At 40.7% G+C, this 25,066-nt stretch carries 14 protein-coding genes; all 14 read right to left on the bottom strand.

All coding sequences use genetic code 11. The annotated features are described in order from the left end of the window. Positions 1-161: 161 nt before the first annotated feature. The 14 genes from AB5123_RS08620 to AB5123_RS08555 all read right to left on the bottom strand — a co-directional run bounded on the left by AB5123_RS08620 (position 162) and on the right by AB5123_RS08555 (position 25,054). Positions 162-2,669: a VirD4-like conjugal transfer protein, CD1115 family gene (locus tag AB5123_RS08620; protein ID WP_368364706.1), complete on the bottom strand. Its 2,508-nt coding sequence runs from the start codon at positions 2,667-2,669 to the stop codon at positions 162-164. A gap of 12 nt (positions 2,670-2,681) precedes the next feature. After that, positions 2,682-5,873: a relaxase MobL gene (gene mobL, locus AB5123_RS08615; RefSeq protein ID WP_368364705.1), complete on the bottom strand. Its 3,192-nt coding sequence runs from the start codon at positions 5,871-5,873 to the stop codon at positions 2,682-2,684. Next, on the bottom strand, positions 5,870-6,304 hold the full coding sequence (locus AB5123_RS08610) for a hypothetical protein (RefSeq protein WP_038672374.1): 435 nt from the start codon (positions 6,302-6,304) through the stop codon (positions 5,870-5,872). The genes mobL and AB5123_RS08610 overlap by 4 nt, the downstream gene beginning before the upstream one ends. 347 nt (positions 6,305-6,651) lie before the next feature. Next, positions 6,652-7,023: a hypothetical protein gene (locus AB5123_RS08605; protein ID WP_329963932.1), complete on the bottom strand. Its 372-nt coding sequence runs from the start codon at positions 7,021-7,023 to the stop codon at positions 6,652-6,654. Between the two features lie 2 nt (positions 7,024-7,025). Next, on the bottom strand, positions 7,026-7,592 hold the full coding sequence (locus tag AB5123_RS08600; RefSeq protein ID WP_329963931.1) for a hypothetical protein: 567 nt from the start codon (positions 7,590-7,592) through the stop codon (positions 7,026-7,028). A gap of 10 nt (positions 7,593-7,602) precedes the next feature. Next, positions 7,603-7,905, bottom strand: coding sequence for a DUF3217 domain-containing protein (locus tag AB5123_RS08595; RefSeq protein WP_117934552.1), 303 nt, complete (start codon positions 7,903-7,905; stop codon positions 7,603-7,605). Positions 7,906-7,921: 16 nt separating this feature from the next. Then, a complete protein-coding gene (locus tag AB5123_RS08590) occupies positions 7,922-9,094 on the bottom strand; it encodes an Ig-like domain-containing protein (protein WP_329963930.1) in 1,173 nt (390 codons plus the stop codon). After that, a complete protein-coding gene (locus AB5123_RS08585; RefSeq protein ID WP_329963929.1) occupies positions 9,091-11,766 on the bottom strand; it encodes a hypothetical protein in 2,676 nt (891 codons plus the stop codon). The genes AB5123_RS08590 and AB5123_RS08585 overlap by 4 nt, the downstream gene beginning before the upstream one ends. Then, positions 11,735-12,061 carry a hypothetical protein gene (locus tag AB5123_RS08580; protein WP_118124570.1) on the bottom strand — a complete coding sequence of 109 codons (327 nt, stop codon included), beginning with the start codon at positions 12,059-12,061 and terminating at the stop codon, positions 11,735-11,737. Before AB5123_RS08580 ends, AB5123_RS08585 begins: the two co-directional genes overlap by 32 nt. Before the next feature lie 3 nt (positions 12,062-12,064). Further along, entirely contained in the window at positions 12,065-14,629 is a 2,565-nt protein-coding gene (locus tag AB5123_RS08575) for a hypothetical protein (RefSeq protein ID WP_329963928.1), read from the bottom strand. Between the two features lie 91 nt (positions 14,630-14,720). After that, on the bottom strand, positions 14,721-15,071 hold the full coding sequence (locus tag AB5123_RS08570; protein WP_038672360.1) for a hypothetical protein: 351 nt from the start codon (positions 15,069-15,071) through the stop codon (positions 14,721-14,723). Positions 15,072-15,074: 3 nt separating this feature from the next. Next, complete coding sequence (locus tag AB5123_RS08565) at positions 15,075-16,136, bottom strand: toprim domain-containing protein (protein ID WP_302414107.1); 1,062 nt, start codon at positions 16,134-16,136, stop codon at positions 15,075-15,077. Beyond that, entirely contained in the window at positions 16,133-16,444 is a 312-nt protein-coding gene (locus tag AB5123_RS08560) for a hypothetical protein (RefSeq protein ID WP_302414106.1), read from the bottom strand. Before AB5123_RS08560 ends, AB5123_RS08565 begins: the two co-directional genes overlap by 4 nt. 24 nt (positions 16,445-16,468) lie before the next feature. After that, positions 16,469-25,054 carry an LPD25 domain-containing protein gene (locus AB5123_RS08555; RefSeq protein ID WP_368364704.1) on the bottom strand — a complete coding sequence of 2,862 codons (8,586 nt, stop codon included), beginning with the start codon at positions 25,052-25,054 and terminating at the stop codon, positions 16,469-16,471. Positions 25,055-25,066: the final 12 nt, after the last annotated feature.

Genomic DNA, 25,066 nt, shown 5'->3' with positions numbered 1-25,066 from the left:
ATGCGTCCCCTCAAATGGTTTTCGCCTATCGAATTTCTTAATAATAGTGTCCAATATGATTGACAAACCTACAATTTCTTTTTGTATTCTTGTGGATAAGACTATAGAATACACAGGCAAGTTTCAAGTCTGATGCCTGTGTAAAACGTGTAACAAAGCTGTTAGGTATTCGCATTTTTCAATTCCTCATTGTTAATGTATTGTTCCAGTGCCGCCCATTCATCGACAACAAAATTGCTGCGTATATCAGGACGTTTCTGTATTTTCTTTATGTAGCCCCTTGCAGCGGCATAGTTCTGATCTGAAAGAAATCCTCCAAGCTCGCTTCCTACAAGTCCGTTGATCTTATATAGCAGGGCGGTGATATCGACATACGGACCATCGTCCGGGTATTCTCCTGGGAAATAGAGCTCGTCCTGATCGGTGTAATCATCTTCTTCGTTTGAGCCGCTTGTTCCATATGCCTCTGCAAAGATCTTTCGTGCCTCGTTTGCACGAAACTCATTGAGCTTTTGTACCTGTTGCTGATATTCTATGACTTGCCGTTGAGCCGCACCGGCATTTTTCTCAAGTTCAAGTGCAGCCTTATACATACTTTCGGACACAGTGCTGCCGTCTGACTTTATTTGGTCTATCTTGCCTAGCTGCATATAGTAGTCATTCATAGCACGTTCAGCGGTCTTTTTGAGGCTGTCTAATCTGTATTGATAACCTATTACGCCCAGACTGTCCCAAAGCTCGTCATATGGATACATTGCTGCGGAAAGGTCAATGTTGCGAGATTTTATCGGCAGCTCGTCTATAGGTATGCGTGGCATTTTGTTAGGTAGCAGATGATATGGTGTAATATTGGTCTTTATTGGTTCACATCGCATTTTTTTGACAATAGCAGTGCCGAACGGCAGCTTTGAGAGCTGTGTTGTATCGAGCAGCGCCTTGCTGTCAACTCGTTCACCTTGGTGATCTAAAAATCCATACAGGCTTCCGCTGAAGGTCAAATAGTTTACTGTTTCATTTCCTATCATTTCAGAAAATGCTTTGTTTGTATTACCATTAAGAGATAATATGTATATCTGAATGTTACAGCCGCCTTTGATGCCTTCTTCTTCTTTTTCATATTTCTTAAGCTGTCCGTAGTCCTGAAGAAATAGATTGAAAAGAATGTTAGCTCCGGGTGAGGCATTCATCTTACTGCTGAGGTCAGGCAGCTTAGTCATTTGTCCAAATTCGTCATACATATACTCTATTTTCCTTGGCAGCTTTCCGCCCTGATACTTTCTTGCCTGTTTTGCGAGGTACAAAAATGACTGATCTGCGAACATCGAGGCGATAACGTATCGTGATTTTTCCTCATAAGGAACGAGCATATATATAATGCAAGGCTGATCTTCATTGGTAAGGTCAGCAAAGTTTATTTCATTTTTAGATGTCAGCTTTTGAACACCCATATCCGTCATGAATATCTCAAGGTCTGCGGAGAGAACAGTGTATATTGAAGAACGTGTATCACCCTGGGAGAACTTTGACGTTGAATAGGATGTTCTTGCAAGACAGCCCACAGGCAGTGCGTTGAAAAGTTCATCAAGTGCGTTGACTTCTTTTTTGTTACCACTTTCGTCCTCGATCACCGTATTGTATACGCCAAATTCAGTAAAGAATGTTGTTATGCTGTACATATTAACGTTTGACATATCACCTTTTTCATAGCCTTTATCAAGAAAATAGTATATCAAGGCGCTTAAAAGTGACCTTGCAGAGTCTGTCCATATTGCTTCGCTTTGTACATCATCTGTAAGACAGTGGGCAAATGAGCTGACAAGCTTAGAGGTTTGTGAAAGATCGTTGCTTCCGTTTCGTTTTGCAGCGAGATATTCGTCAATGATAAGTTGTAGAGGATTCCAACAATCAGATCGGTCAGTATCGATAAGGTTAAGAGTAACTATCTTGTAGCCGTTTCTGGCAAATTCCTTATATGTCAGTTCAAGCAGCTCGCCTTTCATATCATTAACGATAACAGAGGGCTTTTCTTTTGCATTCGCCATAAGCCTCAGGCTTGGCAGCACATAGCATTCACCCTTGCCGGAACGTGGTGCACCTACGGTCATTGTGTTGTATGTGCCCGGTTCGATGTAGTAGACGCCGTTGCTTTCTCCTATGAGCATTCCTGCCTTTTCGGCTGAAGTGATGTTATCCATAGGCACTGCCAGAAAATGATCTAACAGTTCGTTGTCCTCCATAAACTTGTTGTCACCCTTAACGTTCTTGCTGTCATTTTTCATTCGGTAGAGTGTATGCAGCTTTACCGTTATTCCCAGACCAACTATAAGAGAAAGAATCAACTCAAAAATGAACATCATAAATCCGGGTGGAACAATGATATTCCACGGCATAAAGTGCGTTTTTGAATAATCTGCACTGCCATTGACGGTGCTTATACTTCTCAATGACTTTATAACATAGATGAAAATGCTGTTAAAGATCACATATAGTATCGATGTAGCTATTGCAAATTGTTTTATTCTGACATTTCGGCGGTCTTTGTCTTTTTCAATAGGTGTTTTATTCACCGCATTTAAAATACGCATAGCAAGATCATAGATCCAGCCAAATACAAAAAGAATTTTTGCGATGATAAGATTTTTTATGCGCTTAAGTTTTTCAAGATCCATATTAGTTCCCCTTTATATGCTATGATATTGTTCTTTTGCTTTCGCCATTTCCTGCTCGATCTCAAATTCTCTCATAAGACGTGCGGTTTTTGCTTCTTCAGATTTAAGGGCGTTGCGCAGCATACTTGATGATTTATGAAGAAGTGTCCTCTGCGCCTGCATACAGCCTGCAAGTCTGAACTCAAATGGTATATCCGCTTTTTTACCGCTTATTATCTTTTTAGCAATGTCATTGCCTGAGCGTGCTGACTTTCTCAGCCATTGATATGCTGCTTTCTTTTGACCGTCACGAAGCAGCATTAAACCATAAGCGAGCTGTCCACTATTGTTGCCGTTTAAAGCGCACTGACGGAAGCACTTTTCAGCCATTTCGTTTTTATTTTCAGACAGATACACTTTTCCAAGAATATACTGTGCATTTGGATCGTTGTATTCAAACGCAGAACGCTTAAGGTATTCTTTAGCTTTTGTATTATTGAATGAGCTATAGTATTTGCCCATAGTGTATATTGCAGGCTCAAAGTCCTTATCGGCGGCTGATGAAAGGTAGCGTATTCCTTTTGAAACTTCTGTTGATTTTCTGCTTTCAAGAAGAATTTTCCCTGCAGCATACATTCCGTATGTATTATCCTTGTCTGCGGCTTTGATGAAATACTGCAATGCTTTTCTTTTTTCCTGAAATGAAAGATACAATTTACCAAGACGGTACGCTGCTATTCCCATAACATCATCCTTATGCTCAGCAGCGTGCATGAGGTGCTTTTCTGCAAGAGCATTGTCATTGAATTGCTCCTGATAGAGTTTTCCGAGAGTGTATGCTGCATAGTAATTATCTTTTGCTGCTGAACGTTCTAAGTATGATGCCGCCTTGTCATATCTCTCTTGTGAAAGATACAGCTTGCCAAGACTATATTCACACAATCCTGTTTTATCCTGTGCGTTTTCAGCACCATTTATCAGGACTTTTTCAGCCTTTTGAAGATCTTTTTTGCTGTCGCTCTGATAGAGCTTACCGAGCATATATTGTGCTTTATAGTTATTGGAGTCCGCCGAGAGCAGCAGATATTTTTCAGCATATTCAAGGTCTATATCCGTTCCTTTGCCATTCAGATACATCATACCTATCTTGTAGCTGATATTATCGTCATGGTTTTTCGTGAATACTTTCTCTAAACCTTTTAAAGCTTCAGCGTAAAAATTATGCGCACTTGATAGGTCTTTTTCTACTCCTTGTCCCAGTTCATAAGCTTGTCCTACGGCATAACTTGCGAACGGCATTCCGCCTTTGCTGCTTAGTGAGCGCATATAATAATCAAATGCTTTGGCATAGTCTGTTTCAACACCAGAGCCGTATTTGTATATGTTTCCGAGAGCAAAATAAGCATATTTGTTTTCAGACAGCTTATAATGCTCTATGGCTGAGTTATAGTCTTGAGTAACGCCAAGCCCATATTCGTACATTTTACCTATACGATAGTTGAGATAGGATTTTGTCCAATTATCACGTTTGTCATCACTCATGCTTACTATGGACAGCAGCTTGTGAAAATCTTCAAAGGCTTTGCTGTAATATTGCTGACTTAATGTATCGCCGTCATTGGATTTTAGCATTTGGCTGTCATAAAGCTTGCCTATGTCATATGTTGCGATAATATTTCCGCTTTTGCTTTCTATTGAGAGTATTTCAAAAGCTTTTTCGGGGTCTTTCTTTATGACTGCTGATTTGTTCTGTTCATTTCCGTACATATAGTCGAGGGCAAGCTTATAGTTCTTGCTCCAATCTATGCGTAGACGTTCCACTGCCTGATCGCTTTTATCATTTTCAGACAGATACGCTTCAGGCTCTTGCGGAAAAATATCCGTGCTGTAGTCAGGAGCATTTGGTTCATACAACTCATCATAATTTCTTGAAGATAGGTACATTTCCAAATCATCAGGGATATCAGAGTTTTCTAAAGAGTCATAAGGCATAGCATCCTCTAAATCATCTTTTTTATTTTCAGACAGATACACTTTTGATTTCTGCGAGGAAATACCGTTGTTGTAGTCAGGCTCATTTTTCTCAGAAAAGCCTTCGCTTTCTTTTTCAGACAGATACGTTTTCGGCTCTGGGATGTTGTTGTCGATCTGTATGTTCTTGTCCTTTATCATATAGTATTCTCGGCAGATGTTCAGAAACGAATTGCCGACACGTGAATAAAATCCGTCTTTGCCGTCTCCGTTTTTGCCATTAAGCTCGTTTTCTTTATAATTTGCCCACCTTGAATTTTGTCCGTACCTTTTGCGAAACAACGTTGCTTGTATTTCGTCAAGCTTATGGAGATATGTGTCGAACATAATACTCAATGTGGTATTTTCAGATATTACAGACCGTATGCAGCTTTGAATTTCGTTTTTTATGGGTTTACTTTGTTTTGCATACCGCCACTGATTGCCGCTGTTTTTTAGGTCATCAGGAAGCTTGTCGATAAGTGCATTTATTTTTTGAATACTTCCTGCAAATTCACTTTTGATGCTCGGAGCAAGTACATCTCTTTGAAATCTTGTAAGCTCTTGTGCTGCTATGCTCTTGTCAATGCAGTGTGTCATTACTCTTTTTAGTTCGTCTAATGCTGCCTGCTCAAAATCGTCCTGACCTCTGTTCTTGTATGTAATGCGTCTGTCTTCAAGCCGGTGATATTCCACAAGCTGATAGTGTATGTGTACGTTGCCTGTGTTTACATGGATCGCACCTACCCAGTAACAGTTGCTTGCATCAAGCTTTTGTGTCTTATCTATCATAGCGTTAATGCCTTTTCGTGCAGCATCCACAAGTGCTTGTCTGTCTAGCTGATTCCCTACAATGAAACCATTTTCTCGCAGATATGCATTATCAAATGATATAACACCTGCATACTTAGGGCAGCCCTCTGAACGGCTTGCTCGTTCCTGCTGCCGTATCTTATCCAGATCAGCGGCGGTCAAATTATCTTTAGTGCTTGTAAACGCTCCATAGGATCGTTCTTTTTTTATATCCTTCGCCTGACTCTTTTCGTTTGGTATGAACTCCGAATATACATATTCCATTTCATCAGCGTGCTTGCTGGGCTCGAACGCCTCTGGACGCAGCATATAACTGAGAAAGTCAAACAGCACAGTGCCGCCGTCACCGCTTATACGCCAGCTGTACACGAATTTGCATTTATGAAATATATTTGGGGTCATTCAGTGTCATTCTCCTCATTGCCTTGATCCTGCAGTGCCGAAACACCTTTGTCGAGTGATCGCCGGTGCACAAGTTGCTGATAATTTTCAGCAGACTTATTAAGCACATCGTGGGGCTTGCTGTCTGTCAGTCGCTTGTCTGCCGATTGGTATTCCTGCACCTCGTAAAAATGCAGGAGTGTGTTGATTCCGTCACGCTCCTGATATATCATACTCTCGCTTTCTCGTGCGATCATCAGCAGCTTATCTACACTTGCTGCGATCTCTCTCAGCTGTGTATCATCGGCGGTTTTATCGTGGTCACTATTGTATGCGTCATTTATCAATGCCGTCACGCAGCCGCTCGTTGTTGTAATTCCTCGCAAGCGTTGTATCTCTTGCAGTTTTTGAAAATTTTCCTCTGTAAGTGTAATTAATTTTTTTACAGGCATTTTTATCAGTCCTTTTCTGATTTTGAATTTAATTTCTATTACTCTAAGTTAAAATCGGTTGCTCAAGAGCATAAAGGCGTGACCCCCACGCCGTTTGTAAACCTCGGTAAAACCGAGGTTTAAAGTGTGCTGCCATGACCCCCATGCAACTTATAAGTATATCTTTTTGATATACGTTTTTTGGTAGACATTTCAATTATATATCCTTTTTATATCCGCTTTTTTGCTTGATATATCTTTTGGATATATTAAATATCCCTTATTATGTAAAAGTATATCTAAAGTATATACTTTTACTGCTGTAACAATTTGTATATATTTCTATTGTGTAAACAAAACCGCCCTGTTTATGAATTATCTTTGTCTGAAATTTCGAGTATCCGCAAAATTTCATCATTTGTAATTGAGTTTTCTTCAGAATTTTTAAGCGTTTCTGTAAGCAGATTTTCGATTTTTTCTGTTGTACTCATCATTTTTTGTGCTGCAATATACACATTATTTATCGTTGTTTTTGCTCCCTCAGATAAGCGTTCAAGCTCGCTGTTTACAAGCGAGCGAACGATAGCAGGAAGTATGTTTATAACAAAATCGTCATTGCATTTGACATAGTCAGAAATGATTTTATTATAAAGGGTGTTTTGCGAAACACCCTCTTGTTTGGCTATTTTGTCTATCTCGCTTATGACCTGTGGAGAGATATTTCTTATTTTTATATCCATTTTTAATTATTCCCCTCGTAAATTCTGTTGTAATAATCATCTTCATCACCATATTTTTTTACTATCTCTTTGCTGTTTGTTTTGCAAACAGCAGGCAGTATTTTCTGAATAGTAAAAAGGAAAAAGCCCTGCTCAGGTGTATCCTTATTCAGCTCGAACAATATCGGCTTTCTGCCCTCACGTTTAATACAGACAGCCGTATAACTTTTATCTGCAAAATGTATTTCTTCTATTTCACTATATGTAAAGGTGTGTGTGCTTTTTTTGTCTTTATAGTAAGCAAGCTGCAGTTCATTTTCTGTAGCTTTTATGTGCAAAAGATGCTTAGGATACCGCACAAAAATTTTGCCTGTTATCATTGCGATACACACAAAAAGTGCTGTCAGAAAATAAAAAATCAGTTCTGCTTTTGCAAAAAATGCAGATAAAAAATACATCGCCAATGCACAAAAAGATGATATCATCACGGCATATTTAAGCTTTGTTAGCTGCTTTTTTAATACCTGAAATTCTTCATCTAATGAACCGTTATCTTCTCGTACCGGGTATTCAAAAAGAATATTCTCCAACGTTTTCACCTCACTTGTTCTGTGACGAAATGGTTATATCACTGCTGCATATCTTCACTGATTTGTCCGTAAAGGTCCTCAGTTCTCCTTTTACAACTACTACACAGCCTTTGTGCAAATGATTTTTTGCAAAGGAGATCGTGCTTGCCTCGTTGGCATATACAGTGAAAACATCATTAAATCCTTGCTCTCCTTTTTTGACTTTTCTCGGTACGGCTATAAGAAATTCTATTGCATAGGCATTGATGATTTTTACTTCTGAAACCAAGAATCCTATGATTCTTATTTTATTTGACGAGTTGTTAAATAGCATTTTTATTACCTCTTTTCTATTCCTTGACGGTCACCATACAGCTTGCCTGCAAGCCCTTATCTTCTGTTACTGCGGATATGATAGCTTTGCCTTTTGCAACTGCTGTGACCCTTCCATTACTGTCGACTGTTGCTATGTCTGGACGGTTGCTTTCCCATTTTACGTTTTTATTTACGGCGTTATCGGGTTTGACTTCTGCACGAAGCTGAGTGTGCTCGCCTATCTTGATCTGAACGTCATTGTACTCAAATTCTGTTGTGAGTTTTATGGAATATACCCTTGCCTGTGTTGTGGTGGTTTCAGCTTGTGCAGGCTCATTATGTGTTGCTGCTGTGGTTTGCGGTGGTGCATATGCAGGCTCTTTATGTGTCGTGCCGGTGGTCTGCGGCGGCGCATATGCAGGCTCATTGCAATCCCTTGTTTCGGCAGGCTGCGTGTTCATTTCTGCTGTTGCAGGCTGTCGTTTCTCCGTGGTAGTCCTGCTCGTTTGAGATGCTTCGGCAGCCTTTTCACTCAGATCATGTGTGGTTGGTGCTGTAGCTTGTGTTGTCACTGCTACAGCTTGTTGGCTCGTGATTTTAGATGTTTCAGAGTTGTATAAACTGCTTGTTGTGTTCGCATTTGAGCTTTCCTCAGAGTACCCCGGAACTATTTTCACGGCGTGGGTCTGCATATCTTTTCTGTCTATAGTTACTCTAAGTGTGATAGTTTTCCCTTTTTCGGTGTGCGCCGGTATCTTCTCACCAAACTCGTCATATGCGTCATCATATTTTGTGTCAGGCATAGAAGTTTTAATAACCACACGCATTATTTTGAAATTCGACGGCGGATTTTTTACTGTGATCTTTCTTGAATAATCGTCATACTTATTGCCTGCTGTGAACTTATGATCTGTAAGGTCGTCGTCAAAATTTACAGCCGTAACCTCAGGATATGTAGCTCCAGTGTCAGACCCTGAAAGGCGGCACTTTATGACAAATTCGCATACATTGTCGTAATACGCTGCGTCTGTCACCTTGATATTATAGCCGTTAAGTGACATTGTTTTGTTATAGCCGTTGCTTTTGCTTTTGTATGTAAGTGAGGTTATCCAACTGTTGGATGTGAGAAACAAAACAGCCAGAACAGCAGTAACAATAGTGAATATCATATATATTTTACTGCTCGCTTTTGGACTTACTACTTTCATCTTGTCGCCTCCGTTCCAGCTGCCTGAAGAAGTTCTTTTATAAGATTATCAACCATTTGAATGATCACAGTGTCGATATATTGGCTTATGTGCTGTTCGATTTTTAGGTAAGAATATGTTTCTGCAAGAAAGCATTTTCTGAAATAATCAGCGTCCATTTTTCTCAGCATAAGACCGTATTCCTGCTTAGTGTGCTCATTATAATAATGAGAAAAGCAGTTGTGTATGATCTCGATCCTGTCCTGAGCATTGCCCATATACAATAGCTGTCTTGCTCCGACTATTCTTCTGCAATGGAGCTTATCTCTGTCCGAGTCCAACGACAAAAGCATTTGTCCCGGTTCAAATGCTGTGCTTTCTCTGAGCTCTGCATATGAAAAACGAGGAAAGGCTTGATGAAGAATTTCAATGCTTTCCGGCGATTGTTTGAGTATCATTTTGTACTGGACAAGTGAGAAAATAACCTTGATTGAGCCAGCTGCCGCAAGATTTCCGTCTGGGATAAAGTCAAGTATCGACTGCGTTGCGAACCATAGCCCTGCAAAATATTTTCGTGTACGGCGACATAGTTTTTCTATAAACTCCGTTACCTGAGGGTATTTTACGGAAATGAAACGGTGTGCTTCATCAATAAGGCACACAACGTTTCGCATATCCCATGGATTGATAACGTTTTGATTATATCCTATGTTTTTGCATATGGTAGCCCACATTATAGTGAGTATGTTGAACAACTGTGCGTTATAAACATTGTCAGCCATTTCACTGATGCTCTTAACATCGAAGATGATAAGATCGTTGCTTTTTACATCAATGTTCGTTACTCCGTCAAACATACCGGCGTATGCACCCTTGCCACAAAGCTGCTTTATGTATACTTGTATATTACAGTATGCGTCATATTTTCTTTTAGGCAGTGAATCCGTTTGTGACAGCTTTTCAGTGACTTTGTTGTTCACATCGGTAAAGCAGGGAAACTTATCAGGCTCAAAAAGTGTTATATCTGTTTCGGGGAAAATGCCCTTGTCAGATAGACATTCTGTCACAAGATCCATGAAGATTTCCATAGTATACATATCTATTTCAGGTATATACATAGACATAAATGTGCGTATTCGTGACATCTCTGTGGCAAAATTCTCTCTTGCCTCGTCCTCAGGTGAGATTTCATCATCAACTCTTGCATCGACTACCTTGCATATTTGAAGGGGATTTATTTTTGAGCTGCTGTTGATTTTTATTGTCTGTCCGCCGTAAACTTTAGCCATAGGCTGATATTCACTTTCGATATCAAGTACCATTACTTTATTGCCCAAAAGCAGCTGATCCTCAAGCATTGATTTGAAAGTAACTGATTTTCCGCCGCCCTTCAGACCAAACGCAAGCAGATCGAATGAGTTACGGGTCTTTGTCCTTTTAAACGTGTTTAGAATATTCAAACCGCCTGTTTCCGTGAATCCAAAGAAAAGTCCTGTATCATCGATATGTGACTGATAATAGAAAGGAAACTGCCTTGACAGTGTATCAAAAACAGGAAACGGTGTCTGAATAGTGTTGCTTTTATCATCGATAACAGAAAGAAACTCATGCTGTGTGGTATTTGTCGGTATATACGCAGACAGACCACTGAGCTGCAGCTCATGGATTAGCTCTTTTGAACGCTTGCTCAAGGAGCTAAGTGAGGCGTCTTTCAGAATGTACCTGAGCGTAACATAATATATCTGCTCATTGCCGTTTTTTATGTTCTGATAAATGATCTCAAGCTTTTGATACTCGGTATTTGTATCTATCTTATCGGCAGCATCTTGAATAATTCCTCCTCGTGACTCTAACTCACGCAGGGATGCACTTATCTCATCTATGACTTTATCCTTTTCAGATATGCTTATATCCCATACTATGGTATCATCAGATTGTATTACCATTTGAGCCAGCTTGAGGTCATCGATTTCCGCTGCATAATCATAAACAACTATCGTCTGTGCATATACATCATTTACTTTGTAGTAATTAGGTCGAAAAGTTATCTTCTCAGGTAAAATGATCTCATTCAGGCTGCCTTTTTCAGATAGCTGCTGATTTTCTGTATTCAGACAGATAATCTTGTTAAGCGTGACGATTATTTCATCATCGGAACACCACGATACGTCTATATCTCGCATATGGCTGATAAAACGTTGTGCACCGTTATAGATTTTCTTCTCGTCATCGGAGTATATGAAAAGATACGCCATCCTGTCAAAATGGCTGCTCTCAAAGCTGTCAAACAGCTCGTACTGTTCGTTGAGCAGATATTCGGAATATCTGTTTATGCTTTGCTGACTTTTGTATTTTATAAAAGCTTTTTGGTTAGCAAGATATGGCGTTTTTGATGTGAAAACATACTTGTGACCTGTGCCTATGGATAATGTTGCTTTCGCAAAATTATTGAAAACAGTGTTGCGGTCATAGTCATTAAGGTCAAATATATCCATTCCCGATACCGCAAGCACGCCCATTTTGAGCGGCTTGCCTTTTACTTTCAGCTCGACTATTCCGTTATGTATGCTTTCAAATGACAGACGTGACATTATGCTTGACGGATCATCTTTCAGCTTTTTGGTCTTTTTTTCTCTCGCAAAGCCTTTGGAAGTTTCGATTTTACTTTTCAATGTCGATGACTTCTTTTTCATTATTTTGTTCTCCTTCCTTGTGCTTATGCAGCGTTTTATTTGTCATAAGATAGCTGAGCCACTCAAGCCAAGCCTCTGCAAAGCATTTGCAGGGGTCAGAGGGGCTTTTGCCGCTCATAATAATAAACACTGCGCCACAGAATATGATAAAAGGAATGCCAAGCTTAGAGCTGACCAACATTCCCGATAACTGCGAGGCTACCAAAAGAGTAACTATAAAGCCAACTATTTTGGTAAGGTTTATGTGTCTAAATATACGCTGCTCCGTTTTAGTTTTTTTCGGTACTACTCCCATAGCTTAGTTTTCTCCTTCCTTATTGAAGCCGCTGCCGCTGTTATTATTCGGCTCACTGCTGTTGCTGCTGTTTGTCGGTTTTGGAGCGTCAGAGCTGCTGCCGCCGTTTCCTGCACTGGCGTTATTGCTGCTTGCAGGATTTGGAATATTAAAACCGCTGCCGCTCTTGCTTGCGGCATTGTTGCTATTTTCACCTGATGGTGTTGGGGCGTCAAAGCCACTGCCACGGGCAGGCTGAGATGTGCCGTTATTATTGCTGTTATTGTTGCTGTTTCCATTGTTGTTATCGGCTCTTGCGTCAGTTCCATTTGTGCCGTCTTTGCCTGCTGCGCCTTGCGCACCTCTGTCGCCTTTAGCTCCATTCATGCCGTTAGTGCCATTTAAGCCGTCCTTTCCGTCAGCACCCTTTGAAGCGCTGCCTGCGCCGCCTGATGAAAAGCCCTCTCCTACAGACTCTTTTACGTTATTGGCAATGTTGTCTTTTGCATTTGAGAATGTATCTTTTATTGAGCTTGGATTTGTTGCTGCATAAGCTGCCTTTGCTCCTGCGTCAGTGTGTCCGAAAGCACCTCCGACCGCTCCTGCAACAGTACCTGCCGACGCACCGCCTATGGCTTTTCCTATCTTTCCGGGTACAGTTGAGCCTCCTTGTACGCCACCGTAAATTCCTCCTGCAAAGCCTTTGGCTGCACCAACAGCACTGCTTGCGGTATGCTTTGCAACACTTCCAGCACCGTGGATAACTGTGCTGCCTGCACGAGCAAGTCCCATTGTGGCATAACTGCCCATTTGCATTGATTGATTTATTGCCATCATTGTGGCTGCACCTGATTTAACTCCTGCGTCAATGCCAAACAGCTTTGTCAACACCTCTGGACCGTCTATAACAAACTTTGCGCCTGCTATTATAACTATGAGCATTACCGCAAAATTGCTGCCGTATTCCGAACCTTTTATGCCCCATATAACGGCTATGTATATTCTTAAAAGAATTACAACTATCATAAGAATTATGTTTGAAAGCAGCATATTCTGGATAGCTTTTTTAGCTCTGCCTGAGCCGTTAAGGTCTGTTGCTATGATAAAGGGTGTAATGAGCTGTGCAAACATTATTTCAAATAGCGTAGTTGCTATTTTTATTCCGCTGAAAATAAGGCAGATAGCCACTGCAAGCATAAGCACAAAGGTTGACCAGAAGTCGATATGATAATAATATAAACAGTCAACCGTGTAGCCGCTGGTTATATTTCTGCGTATGATCTGCTCTACCGAATTAAGATCATCATAATCTTCCTCGTCAAAAAGAGGAAAAGATTGATATTCTGCATTTACTGGTTCTGCATCTTTGGCGGTATTTGTATTTGCCGCTATGTTAAGCTCCCTTATAACATCATCTTTGATAATGTCAAGTGCTTCCTCAACAGTATGTGCGTTTGCTCCTACCTCCTGCGTTTTGCCTGCGGCAGCTACAGCAGGGTGGTTTGCTATAAGGTCACGAAGATATGTATTATAGTTAATGACATTTGTTATCCTGCTGCCGTCTGGATAATGCAGATCTCCAAGTGTAGCACCATAAGGACAAGCGTCACCAATAGAAGCTGACAAAAATGTTTCATAATCTTTTTCAGACAGAACGCTTCCGTATATTGAGCCTGATGTGCTGTATACAGAACAGTATACCTGCATATTTGCACCATAATCTGCACTGAGTATAAGCTCTCCATTTGCATTCTTTAGAACATTATATTCATTTTCAAGTCCTAAAAGGGACATCATATTCTCTGTGGTTAGACTATTGTACTTTTTCTGCTTAGGATATACGTCATGTATATCTGTAAGATAACGGGTAGTCCAAGACTTGCTATAGTCAGGCTCAATTCCACCTGTTATCTGAATGTCCTTTACATTTCCTGAACTGCCCACAGTATCGAGGTAAGTCATCATCTTCTTATTATCAACGCTGTTTTCAACGTCATATATTCCCGACGCCAGAAGATCCTTGCCCAATGTTCCGACAGTGACTGTGCCGTCTTTGTCGACCGTTGTCTGTTCAGATTGATCATTGATCTTTATGTTCTGCGCTGTTGTTATACCCTTGCTGCGAAGTGAGTTGCAAGAAGATATGAACGCCGGAAATGCTACAAGCAGTATAGTTGAGACCAAAATACTCATCAAAAAATCAGACACTTTGATCTTATTTCTGAATATCACGAGAGCACACGCTCCAAAAACGAGTGCAAGGCTCATAATAGACAGAATAATCGTTTGCATTTGACTTAGGCTAAACTCATCTGATAGGTAGTCGAAGAAATTGAGTTTGAGTAATGTTTTGACAGCCTTATCAAAGTAATCTATCACATCACAAAGAAAACTCAGTATGTTAAATTCTATATTTATCAACAGATCACGAAAATGATTCTTTATTGTTACCATTTTCAAAATCTCTGAGGAACACCCTGTATATCCCAGTTCTGCTGCACAAGCCTGTATACTGCCGCAGCCGCTCATAACAATGGCGGTGATGAATATAAGCTGATACCATACCTTTTTGCTTTTCATGTACTTCAAAATAATACTCCTTTCTGTCTATCTGTGTATGCCCGTAAAAACGTTAAAAATAACGCTTTTACGGACACACACAATTATGTGTCCGTGCAGATCAAGCTACATATATTGAGTCAAGGAAAGCGTCACCGAAAACGAGCAGGGCAGCAGCCACGCCGATAGCGATAAGCCATCCCTTGACTGAGGATATGCCGTTTTTGCCGCTTGCACCGAGGCATATAACAACGCCGACCAGACACAGTCCAAGCAGTGCTTTGGCTGCAATGGAAAGCCCATTTTTGTTTTTGGTGATCCAGGTGGCGACCGAAGCCCATACACCTGAGGTTGCGTCTGTTTCAACATCGGCAAAGGCTGCAATGGCTGATGACAGACAAGCTGTCATAATTCCGAATATACGAGCACTAAGCTTTATGCTCTTTTCTTTGATTTTTTCTTTCAGTTTCATAATTCATTCCTCCGTTTTTGTTTTATCTGTTAGTTTTGAATGTGCTGACACCACAGCCTTGAGTGTATCGTTCCAGTCTTTGCCGTAAGGCGGTATGCTGACTGAAACGGTATACTGCTGTGAATATTTGTTCATAAGCTTTTCCGTTGCTTGCTGTCCTGTTTCGTCATTATCAAGACAAAAGACTATCTGTGTGATACGAGGATCATCAGATAGTCTTTGCTTAAGTGCTATGTCAGAACAGCCTGAAAGGGATACTCTGTTTACGCCAAGCCAGCAGTCAGGACGGTATTTGTCCCCTTGACCGATAGCTGAGCATTGTTTTCTCATTGAAAGCTGCATTAAAGCGCCGTGTGACAACAGGTCAATGGGAGCCTCAAACACATATATCTTTGCAGGGTCATATCCATAAGAGCCGGGCACTGCGGAAACATAAAAACTATAATCCTTAGTGCTGCCTTCAATATTCTGCGGATAGTATTTGTTAAAGGTATTTGTGATTTTCGCCTCGGCAAATCGCATTTTTCCTGTCTTATCGTAGCCGCAGAATATAGCTCGCTTTTTTACATCAAGATAAATAAGCTTATTGCTGACGCAGTATGAAATTATATCGGCAGGCAGCTTTCTTGTGATGTTGAGGTAGGCGTAAAGCTCACGGCATTTGCCCTGCATAGGCTGAGGCGGTGTAAGCTCAGCTTTTGGCTTCTTAACTTTTTTCGGATAATGCTGCTCATTGGCTTTTAAATCGGGTGAGGCTCGTATACTGCAGCTATCCCCTATGAGTCGTGATACAGCATCTCTGAAACCATATCCGTCAACTTTGCAGAGCCAGTCGATAGCACCTTTTCCAAACAGATCTCTTGAATACCAGTGCCATGTATAGCGGTCGGGGTTGATTTTAAGACTGTCATGTTCGTTGCATATAAGCCAGCCGCCTGAGGTCTTAAAGGAAAAGCCTTTGTGCTGCTCAAGAAATCTTACCATATCGGTGTGCCTTGCTGCTTCGATCTCTTCTTTTGAATACATAACGAACTGTTTGCCTGAGTTATATCGTCTGTCTATCATATACCCTCACCTCCTCTCATTATGAGTCGTGCTACAGCATCTTTGAAACCATATCCGTCAACTTTGCAGAGCCAGTCGATAGCACCTTTTCCAAACAGATCTCTTGAATACCAGTGCCAGGTATAGCGGTCTGGATTGATCTTAAGACTGTCATGCTCTATCCCTATATACCAACCGCCTGACGATTTAAAGTTGAAACCCTCGTGGCTTTCGAGAAATGTGACCATATCTGTTCGCTGTGCGGCTTCAAGCTCCTCTTTAGAGTACATGACAAAGCTTTCGCCTGATTCGTATCTTCTGTCTATCATATATCCTCACCTCCTCTCAATGTTTTATAATTTAAGCGCCTTTGGCTTAAGCTTTTCCAGTAAGGAATTATTCTTGCTTGTGTCAGTTTTGCCGCCATTAAACACATAGCTGCGGAATTGATCGCTTTCTTTTTCAGACAGATTATAGATCTTTGTATCTGATGAAGCGATGAGCTTGCCACCCTTTGATACTACATCACACCATTCTGATTTTTCATTAGTGCCGATCAATGCCTGATATTTATTGTTGTGAAACCTAAATTCTATAGCACTTTCAGGAGTGTGGTTTTTATTCTGCGAATTTCCACTGAGCTGTGCATTGACATATTCAAGACGTTTTGTCTTTTCGGCTAATTCTTGACCATGCTCAAATGGTTTGAGCATATTTTGCTGAGCTTCTGAAAGATCCTTGTTTGCTTTTTCAAGCTGTTCTTCAAGAGAACACAGCTTCTGATTTATCTGTATTCCTGCAAGATTTTCAATTCTTCTGACATTTCCCACGCCATTATCTGTGGCAACGTCACATGAATAAGTAAGCTCTCCGTGGAGAACAGCGATACAAGGCGTATCAAGCTCAAAAAATGTATTTGCTGACGGATTTCGTTCTATTGTGACTTTAAAGCCACGATACGTTCCAAGCTCTATAGGCTCACCTGTGGCAGTACATTTTGCCATTGCCACGGCAATTTGTTCTCCTGCATTTTCTCTCTTATCGTATCTGACGCCGCCTATTGTCATTTCAAACTCCTTGTTCAGCGCCTGCTGTTCCTGATATTTAGACATATCACTCTTGGATTTTGCGAGAAGTTCAGAGTAATGTGTTATCTGCTTCGGCAAAGTTTTCTCTGCCAACTCCTGCATTTTGTAAATTGATTTTTTGTGTTCTGCTTCAAGGGTTTTCAGCATTGCAACATCATTGTCAAGCTGTATTTTCTCTTTTATCATAGGATTACCGCTTGCTATAGCCTGCATTTCGGAGTATGTAAGTACCATTTCGTCAACATCTTCTGAAACTCTTGCAGGGCTTTTTGAGGTCAAGATCTGATTTATGAATTTCGCCTTGTTTGTTATAATGCCCATCATGTATGCGTCAAATGTTTCTTCAGTGAGGTAATGATATATTGCTACCTCAGCAAACATATTGCCTTGACGTATTCCACGTCCGTCCTGCTGGGTAAGGTCTGATGGTTTCCACGGTATATCAAGGTGATGAATTGCGCAGATCCTATCCTGAATATTTGCGCCAGTTCCAAGCTTTGAAGTGCTTGCGATGATAAAACGTTTTTCGCCTTTGCGCAGGCTTTTGAACATTTCGTCCCTAGCCTTGTCTGTCTTTGCGTCGCCTGCAAAGCAGATCTCTTTCTCTGGTATTCCACGCTCCATAAGTGCCTGTTTTATAGCTTTATACACAGAGAAGTGTGTTTCGTCCTCGTTGATAGCGATATCACAGAATACTATTTGAACGCCTTTTTCTGTCATAGTGTTTTTGTAGTTCTTTTCGAGGTTATCGATAAGCTTCATCACTTTGCTGTCTGGTGCAGGCTGAGCGTCTTTGAAAATACATCTAGTGTCAAGACCGAGCAAGCGTGCTTCATGAGTTATTTTCAGCATATTGTCCTGCCGTGGGTCGACAGTACCGCTGTGTATCGTTTCAGAACGTGTGGCAAGCTCTTTCATGTATGCTTTTTGACGTTCGTCTGGCTTTGAGGTCACTACTATCGGCTTGCCTGTTTCAAGCTTTGGCACAGGAAGTTTCAGCATATCCGCTGTTTGAATATCAGCGAATTCCTTATACATCTGCATAAGCTCAGGTATGTTTACGAATTTGCTGAAACGATTTTTCATTTGAAAGCCGTTTCCTGCAGGCTTTATCTCTAATTGCGATACAACTTCACCAAATGTGCTTGCCCAATCGTCAAAGTTCTGCAATCCTGCTTTTTCGAGAAGATCTGGTCTGAGATAACGCTGCATAACGTAAAATTCCACCATGGAATTGCTTATAGGTGTACCTGTGGCAAAAAGTATATTGTTGCAGCCGTACTTGTTGTTGAGATACTGAGTTTTCATCAGCATATCCTCTGATTTTTGTGCTGCTGTTGTTTGTACGCCTGCCACATTTGACATTTTTGTAGAAACAAAGCAGTTCTTATAGTTATGTGCTTCATCGCACACTAGATAGTCAAAGCCGAGCTTTTCAAAACACAATGATGAGTCTTTTGGAGAAGAAAGCAGCTTTTCAAGCCTTTCCTCTATGTTTTTCTTCTGACGTTCAAGGGCTTTTACTGATGATTTATCCTTTCTCCCTGCTTCGGATATCGCACTCATGATATCGTGAAGTTCTTTTTGCATGAACTGCTCTTTATATTCGTCCGACATAGGTATTCTTTCAAACTGAGTAAATGACATTATCACGGCGTCATAGTCACCTGTAACACATCTTGCAATAAAACGCTTTCTATTGGCTTTGGTAAAGTCTTCAGGTTTTGCCACAAGCAGTTTTGCATTTGGATATAGCCGCAGCCACTCACTCGCCATTTGCAGCGTAAGGTGCTTTGGTACAACTACGCAGGCTTTGTTTATAAGACCAAGACGTTTCTTCTCCATTACAGTTGCAACCATTTCAAAGCTTTTTCCTGCACCAACTTCATGTGCAAATAGCGTGTTTCCACCAAGCTTTGCACGCATTATGGCGTTTGATTGGTGCTTCCGCAGCGTTATTGATGTGTTCATGCCTGGAAAGGTTTGATGTGAGCCGTCATACTCTCTGCCCCTTATGGAATTGAACAGATAGTTGTACTTTGCAACGTATTTTTCACGCCTGCCCATATCTTCCCACAGCCAAGTTCTGAACGCTTCTTTCATTAGTCGAGCTTTCTCTTTTGCAATCTGTGTTTCTTTAGTGTTTATCTCGTACCATACCTTATCGCCCTCCTCTCGTCTGTCACGAACTAAAATATCACGCTGATTAAGAAGATTTTCAAATATCTGATAGCTGTTCATTCTTGATGTTCCGAATGTTTCAGTGGCAGCAACTGAGCGATCAGATGTTTTACCCTCTATTTTGTATTCTCCAAGCTTTGTTCTTGTGACAGGGTAGTAATAGGTGTTTGCGTGTGCATACTCATTTAGAAACTTATTATAATCTGCAACATCGATCCAGTTAGCGCCGATCCTTACGGATATCTCGCTGGCTTCAAGGTCTTTTGGCACAACTTTCATCAGTGCTTCTACGTTTTTGTTGTAGCTGCTGTCGATATGTTCCGCATGATCTCTGGCTATTCTCAGCTTATCACGAATATTGCCTGACAGATATTCAGATGACTCCGTATAGCCTGAATATGGGTCATTGTCTTTAACTTTGGCAGGATCTCTGAATATTTCATTACCAAGGTCAGCAATAACCTTTTCAGGCGTAGTGTCTGTGAGCTGTGACATATAGATAATATCGACCTTGCCCAATCTGTCCATTGACACTTGAAGTGCTTCTAGTGCTGTATCAACTTTTGAAACTGGAATATCTGGAAGTATCGTTCTCTTTGTGAATATTGCAGCCTTTTCAACTGTCTTATTTTCCACGTTGACAACTTCAAGTGCTGCTAAAGTATTGTAGTCATCATCATTAGAAAAGCAGCGTGAATTGGCGCTGTCCGTAATGTTTCCGAACTTTGTTCTGAAATTGTCATATGTGCTGTTGAGCTTCTTCTGAAGCTCTGCAAGCTGTTCATCAGTGCAGCCGTCAGCCTGGGCATTGATAAGCTCCATAGTTGCTTGCCTTAGAGTATGAAGCCCTTTCATGCGTTCAAGCGATTTGCCTGTTTCTGTGACCTTGACCATTACTTCATTTTCACGGAAATAAAGATCTCCGTCAACAATGGTATGAGTGAAGTTCCTGACAGTTGGATCAGCAGGGAGTATCTCAGCTGTCCCATTGTCAAGCTCAGTTTCCACAGTATCAATAACGCCGTCTATTTTTGAAATGGCATTTATGAGCTGCTGTGCAAGGGGAGTGTCACTGTTTGCATAGCAGGTCGTTACCTTGCTGTCTGCACCATATTTTCCTCGCATACGCTCGTCCCACGCCATAGTACCAAGTACCATATCAGGGTTATCCACAAAATATTGATTGCAAGGAATGCCGTTGGCTGTTTCTGAAACGTGTACCCAGTCTGGTATAACAGATGTCATTGTTGTTCTTTTTTTCAGAAAGATAATATCTGTTGTAACACTGTCTGCGTCTTTAAACGTTCCAGAGGGAAGTCTTACTGCGCCTAAAAGGTCACAGCGTTCGGCAAGATACTTTCTTGCTTTATCATTTTTCTTGTCCATTGTGAATTTTGAAGTCACAATGGCAACAATTCCTCCAGGTTTTACCTTATCTACTGCTTTTGCGGCGAAATAGTCATGAATTTTGAAGTGGTATTTGTCATAGGATTTGTCTGCAATGCCATAATCTCCAAAAGGTATATTACCTATGACCACATCAAAGCTGTTATTCTTGAATGTTGTTTTTTCAAAACCTTTTATCTGGATATTATCCTCAGGGTAGAGCTGCTTGGCTATTCGTCCTGAAATGCTGTCAAGCTCAACTCCGTAAAGTTTTGAATCTGCCCTCATTTCATCAGGCATTTTTGCAAAAAAGTTTCCAACGCCCATGCTAGGCTCTAGGATGTTTCCACCCTCAAATTGAAATCTTTCCAAAGCAAGATATACGCTGTCTATGACTTCTGGCGGCGTATAGAAGCTTGTCAGTGTTGATGATCTTGCAGCACCATACTCATCAGCGGTCAGAAGCTCTCTTAAGCGAGTCTGCCTTGCTCCCCAACTGTCAGCAGAAACATTCTCATTATCTGCAACAAAAGCTTGAGCAGTTCCGCCCCAACCTGAGTATCTAGCCATTATCTTCTGTTCTTCAGGTGTCGCAAGCCGCTTTTCACTCTCTATTTTCAGCAATGTTTCAATAGCAGCTATATTTGCGTCACATCGAGCAGCAGCTCCGCCCACAACAACATTGTCAGGGTCAAAGTGGTATGTGCTTGCCTTGACATTTTTCTTTGGCTTTTCTACCTTTTCGGTTTTGACATCTTTATCAGGTATAGTGACGGTTTCAGAAGCAGGGGGTGTTTCAAAGAGTGAAATCTGTTCATCAGATGTAACAGATATAGGAACGCTTTCAGAAACAGGCGGTGTTGTCTTTTTTTCTTCAGACAGAACATTATTAGCAATTGTAGGCGTTTCATATGGTATAGGTTTTTCGACCTCGCCATTTTTGATTGCCAGCATTTTCTTTTCATAATCATCAATCTGTTCTCTGGTGAAGTAGGCGTTTTCAGGCATTTTCTCATACAGCTCATTGATCTTAGCTATCTGTTTTTCAACTGTTTCTGCCCACAAGTGCTTTTCTGCACCTGTTTTCAGATAGTAATCACAATCAAGCTTAAGCCTGCCCAAAAGCTTGTCTATTTCAGGCTGTGTTTCATTTGTAGGTGTAGGCACTTCATTGACCAGGTCTGCCATATGTGCGGCTTTTGCAGCTTCAAGCTCAGGTATGATCGAGCTGTAAATTGAGTATCTTTTCAGAAAATCAATAACGCCGCCGTATCCGTCACCTGCGTCCTGGCGTTCAGTGATCGTTTGTCCGTCAGGCATATTGATAGTAAACTTGACCTTATCATAGCCCATAAACTGTGAGAATTCGTCATCAGCGTCTGCTTCATACCATGCTTTTGCTGAACCGTACTTCTCTATTGCAGCCTTTGCTCCTGCCACCATTTCACTGTCAGCCTGTTCCATGAGCGAGTCAAATTCTGCAACACTGTAGGTCTTGCCGTCCTCAAAGTAGTTGCTTTCGCTCCATTCACAGGTTATCGTAGGCTCGGATAAAGTAGTGAATGATTTAACATCATTTGAACTTATATCGGCACTATTTTCTTGTTGCTTACTCTTGACAATATTGCGACTTTGGTGTATAATAATATTAGAGTCAAGATTGTTTATCGCCTCAGGCAATTGGAGCCTTTGACACGAGAACAGTGCTTGGCTTTTTTCTTTGTCCCAAAACAGAATATTATTTGATTTTGCAGCACGTTCAACATAGTTTGCAAACCCATTTTCTTTTCCATAAATACTTGTGATAAAGTTTGATGATACATTTTCCATTTCATAAATGCCTTGCCCATTTGGTTTAACACTTACGATTATCGGTGCATTATCATTATCAACGTTATTTAAACAAATTACTATACTTTTATCAGCACTTTTGTTTGGAGAAAGTGAGTCCATTATTATGGCAGGGCTTTCTAAAAGATGTGGGATATTACATATCTGTTCCAGTGTTAAGCCGTGCCAATGTGCATTGTTCGGGGATTTTTCATGTAGAGCGTCTTTTAAATGCCTTTGCGTATACAACATAGGAAGCCGATCACAGCCGATATCCACAAGAATTTGTGGTGTATCACAAACCTTTAGATTTGAGTATTTTGGGAATACGCCATTTAAAACATCATTTATCTGTTCAGCAAATGTTTTTTCACTCTTGACAACTCCAGAGGAGTCTGTTATACTGCTTGTAGAGCTATTAGGAACAGCAGGGCGTAGCTGGTTTTCAGCCAAACCTATAATTCTTGATGGTTCTATTTTTTTGTCCTGTTGAGTAACAGAATTATTCTTGTATTCAATATTTTCCTGCTGCGTACCCTTGACAATATTGCGACTTTGGTGTATAATAATATTAGAGTCAAGAATGTTTAAGCCCTTGGACAATTGTAGCCCAAGCACACTGAACAGTTCTTGGCTTTTTTCTTTGTTGTAATAAAGAACTTTGTTTTGTTCTACGGCACGATTAATTTGATTTTCAAAATTGTTTCTGCCATGAAAACTCATTACAAAGTTGGATTCGACCAATTCTAAATCATATTTAGCTTTGCCATTTGGCTTTATAGCAGCAATGATAGGCATTTTTTCGTTGTCAAGTTCAGATGTTACGATTATTATGCTATCATTTCTCGAAAGGGAATCATATATAATCACGGGATTTTCAAGTAACATGGGCATTTTTTTGATTTGTTCTGCGTTCAATCCGTGGTAATGTATGCTTTCACCTGTATTTCCTTTCGGCTTGAGAGCGTCATGCAAATGCCGTTTCGTATAAAACATTGGAAGTTGCTCACAGCCAACGTCAAGCAATATTTGAGGTGTATCACATACTTTCAAGTCATTGTATCGGTTCGCGTTTCCTGCAAGTACATCATCGACCTGTTCAGCAAATGATTTTTCACCCTTGACAATTCCAATTGAATTTGTGTCAACAGAGTTATCCTGAGCTTCAACCGCTTGAACGTTCTTCTTTGAATGCTCTATTACAGCCTTATCAAGATATATCTGAACATCATGTGGATCTATCTGTCCGTCAACTGCCTGATGAAACATCTCAAAGAATGTTTTTATCTCGTCTACAGTTAGCCGTTCATCGACCTCGTTAAGAACAGTAATAGAAATTCCCTCAGAAAAACCCTGCTGCAGCATGGCTTTTTGTTCATCACTATAATCATGGTGAGAGAACATATCTGACAGCTTCAGCCGACCATTGAGCTCATTTACATATGTATAGTAATCATTGAGTATGCCCTTTGGATCGAGTGTTTGCTCAATGACACTCTGAGCATAATAATCAGACAATAAAGATGATATATGCCGCAGTTCGTCGGGCGAATATCGGACGCTTACCCAATGCCGTATGTTATGTTCACCATTTTGTGCAGCTGCCACCACAGCCTGTTTTAATGCAAGTATCTGTTCTTGCGAAAACTTAAGCTTTATAAGGTCTTGGAGTATATCATCAACCCTATCCGATGTGCTTTCTTGCTTTGCGGTTTTGGCATTGTCAAGAGCTTCGTTTTTGTGGTCAATTGCGATAACTTCTTTTTCAATTTCAAACAGCGTGTCTTTGGCAGCGTGCTGAACAGCTCTGCTGAAAAGAATCATATCTCTTGCATTTTTGATAAGGTCAAGAGCGCTTACATCAACATCGGCGTGCAGATTTATTTTACCTGAAAGATTACATCTTTGAGAAACAACGAACTGCACCACAGAATCCAGTGAATGGCGGTATACCTCAGCCTGTTTTGTGTCAAGTCCCATTTGAGATATTGCATTTTGTACTGACTCAGCAATAGGCGCAGAATTAATACTGTTTGCTGTCATTGCTTCGATACATTCTTTGACCGATCCTGCGTTTATATTGTATCGGTTATTAAGCGTATTGAGTAGCTCAGTTGTATTGCGGTCAGTAAGTGTCCACATCTCAGGCAACTCTTTGCCGCCTGTCTGAGTGACGTCATATAAATATCTGCAAGTGTGATTTTTGCCAAAAACAGCAACGCCGTGAGAACCACGTCTTACATATCGCCCCAGTCGTCCCCATTTCTTATACTCAGCGATCTTTGTTGCATTCCTATCCTGCTGGAATACTAACACAGCGTCTGAATACGGCTGCTTATACATTTTTGAGGAAAATTTGAGATACTCAATGTAATCCTGCTTATTGTTTCTGAGATGCTCATTGATTTCAAACCAGGCTTGTTTTACAACTTCATACTTATCGTGCTTATCCATTTAAGTTCCCCC

Origin of the sequence: Ruminococcus sp. RTP21204st1_B2_RTP21204_210225, assembly GCF_040914135.1 — a bacterium.
Lineage (GTDB): Bacteria > Bacillota > Clostridia > Oscillospirales > Ruminococcaceae > Hominimerdicola > Hominimerdicola aceti.
Note: the sequence above shows the minus strand (reverse complement) of the source record. Positions and strands in the feature narration are given on the sequence as shown.

Coding starts and splice junctions, on each gene's coding strand:
- AB5123_RS08595 (WP_117934552.1), bottom strand. CDS start 7,905: ATGCTATTTAACAACTCGTCAAATAAAATAAGAATCATAGGATTCTTG.
- AB5123_RS08585 (WP_329963929.1), bottom strand. CDS start 11,766: ATGAAAAAGAAGTCATCGACATTGAAAAGTAAAATCGAAACTTCCAAA.
- AB5123_RS08560 (WP_302414106.1), bottom strand. CDS start 16,444: ATGATAGACAGAAGATACGAATCAGGCGAAAGCTTTGTCATGTACTCT.
- AB5123_RS08555 (WP_368364704.1), bottom strand. CDS start 25,054: ATGGATAAGCACGATAAGTATGAAGTTGTAAAACAAGCCTGGTTTGAA.
- mobL (WP_368364705.1), bottom strand. CDS start 5,873: ATGACCCCAAATATATTTCATAAATGCAAATTCGTGTACAGCTGGCGT.
- AB5123_RS08590 (WP_329963930.1), bottom strand. CDS start 9,094: ATGAAAGTAGTAAGTCCAAAAGCGAGCAGTAAAATATATATGATATTC.
- AB5123_RS08580 (WP_118124570.1), bottom strand. CDS start 12,061: ATGGGAGTAGTACCGAAAAAAACTAAAACGGAGCAGCGTATATTTAGA.
- AB5123_RS08570 (WP_038672360.1), bottom strand. CDS start 15,071: ATGAAACTGAAAGAAAAAATCAAAGAAAAGAGCATAAAGCTTAGTGCT.
- AB5123_RS08565 (WP_302414107.1), bottom strand. CDS start 16,136: ATGATAGACAGACGATATAACTCAGGCAAACAGTTCGTTATGTATTCA.
- AB5123_RS08620 (WP_368364706.1), bottom strand. CDS start 2,669: ATGGATCTTGAAAAACTTAAGCGCATAAAAAATCTTATCATCGCAAAA.
- AB5123_RS08610 (WP_038672374.1), bottom strand. CDS start 6,304: ATGCCTGTAAAAAAATTAATTACACTTACAGAGGAAAATTTTCAAAAA.
- AB5123_RS08605 (WP_329963932.1), bottom strand. CDS start 7,023: ATGGATATAAAAATAAGAAATATCTCTCCACAGGTCATAAGCGAGATA.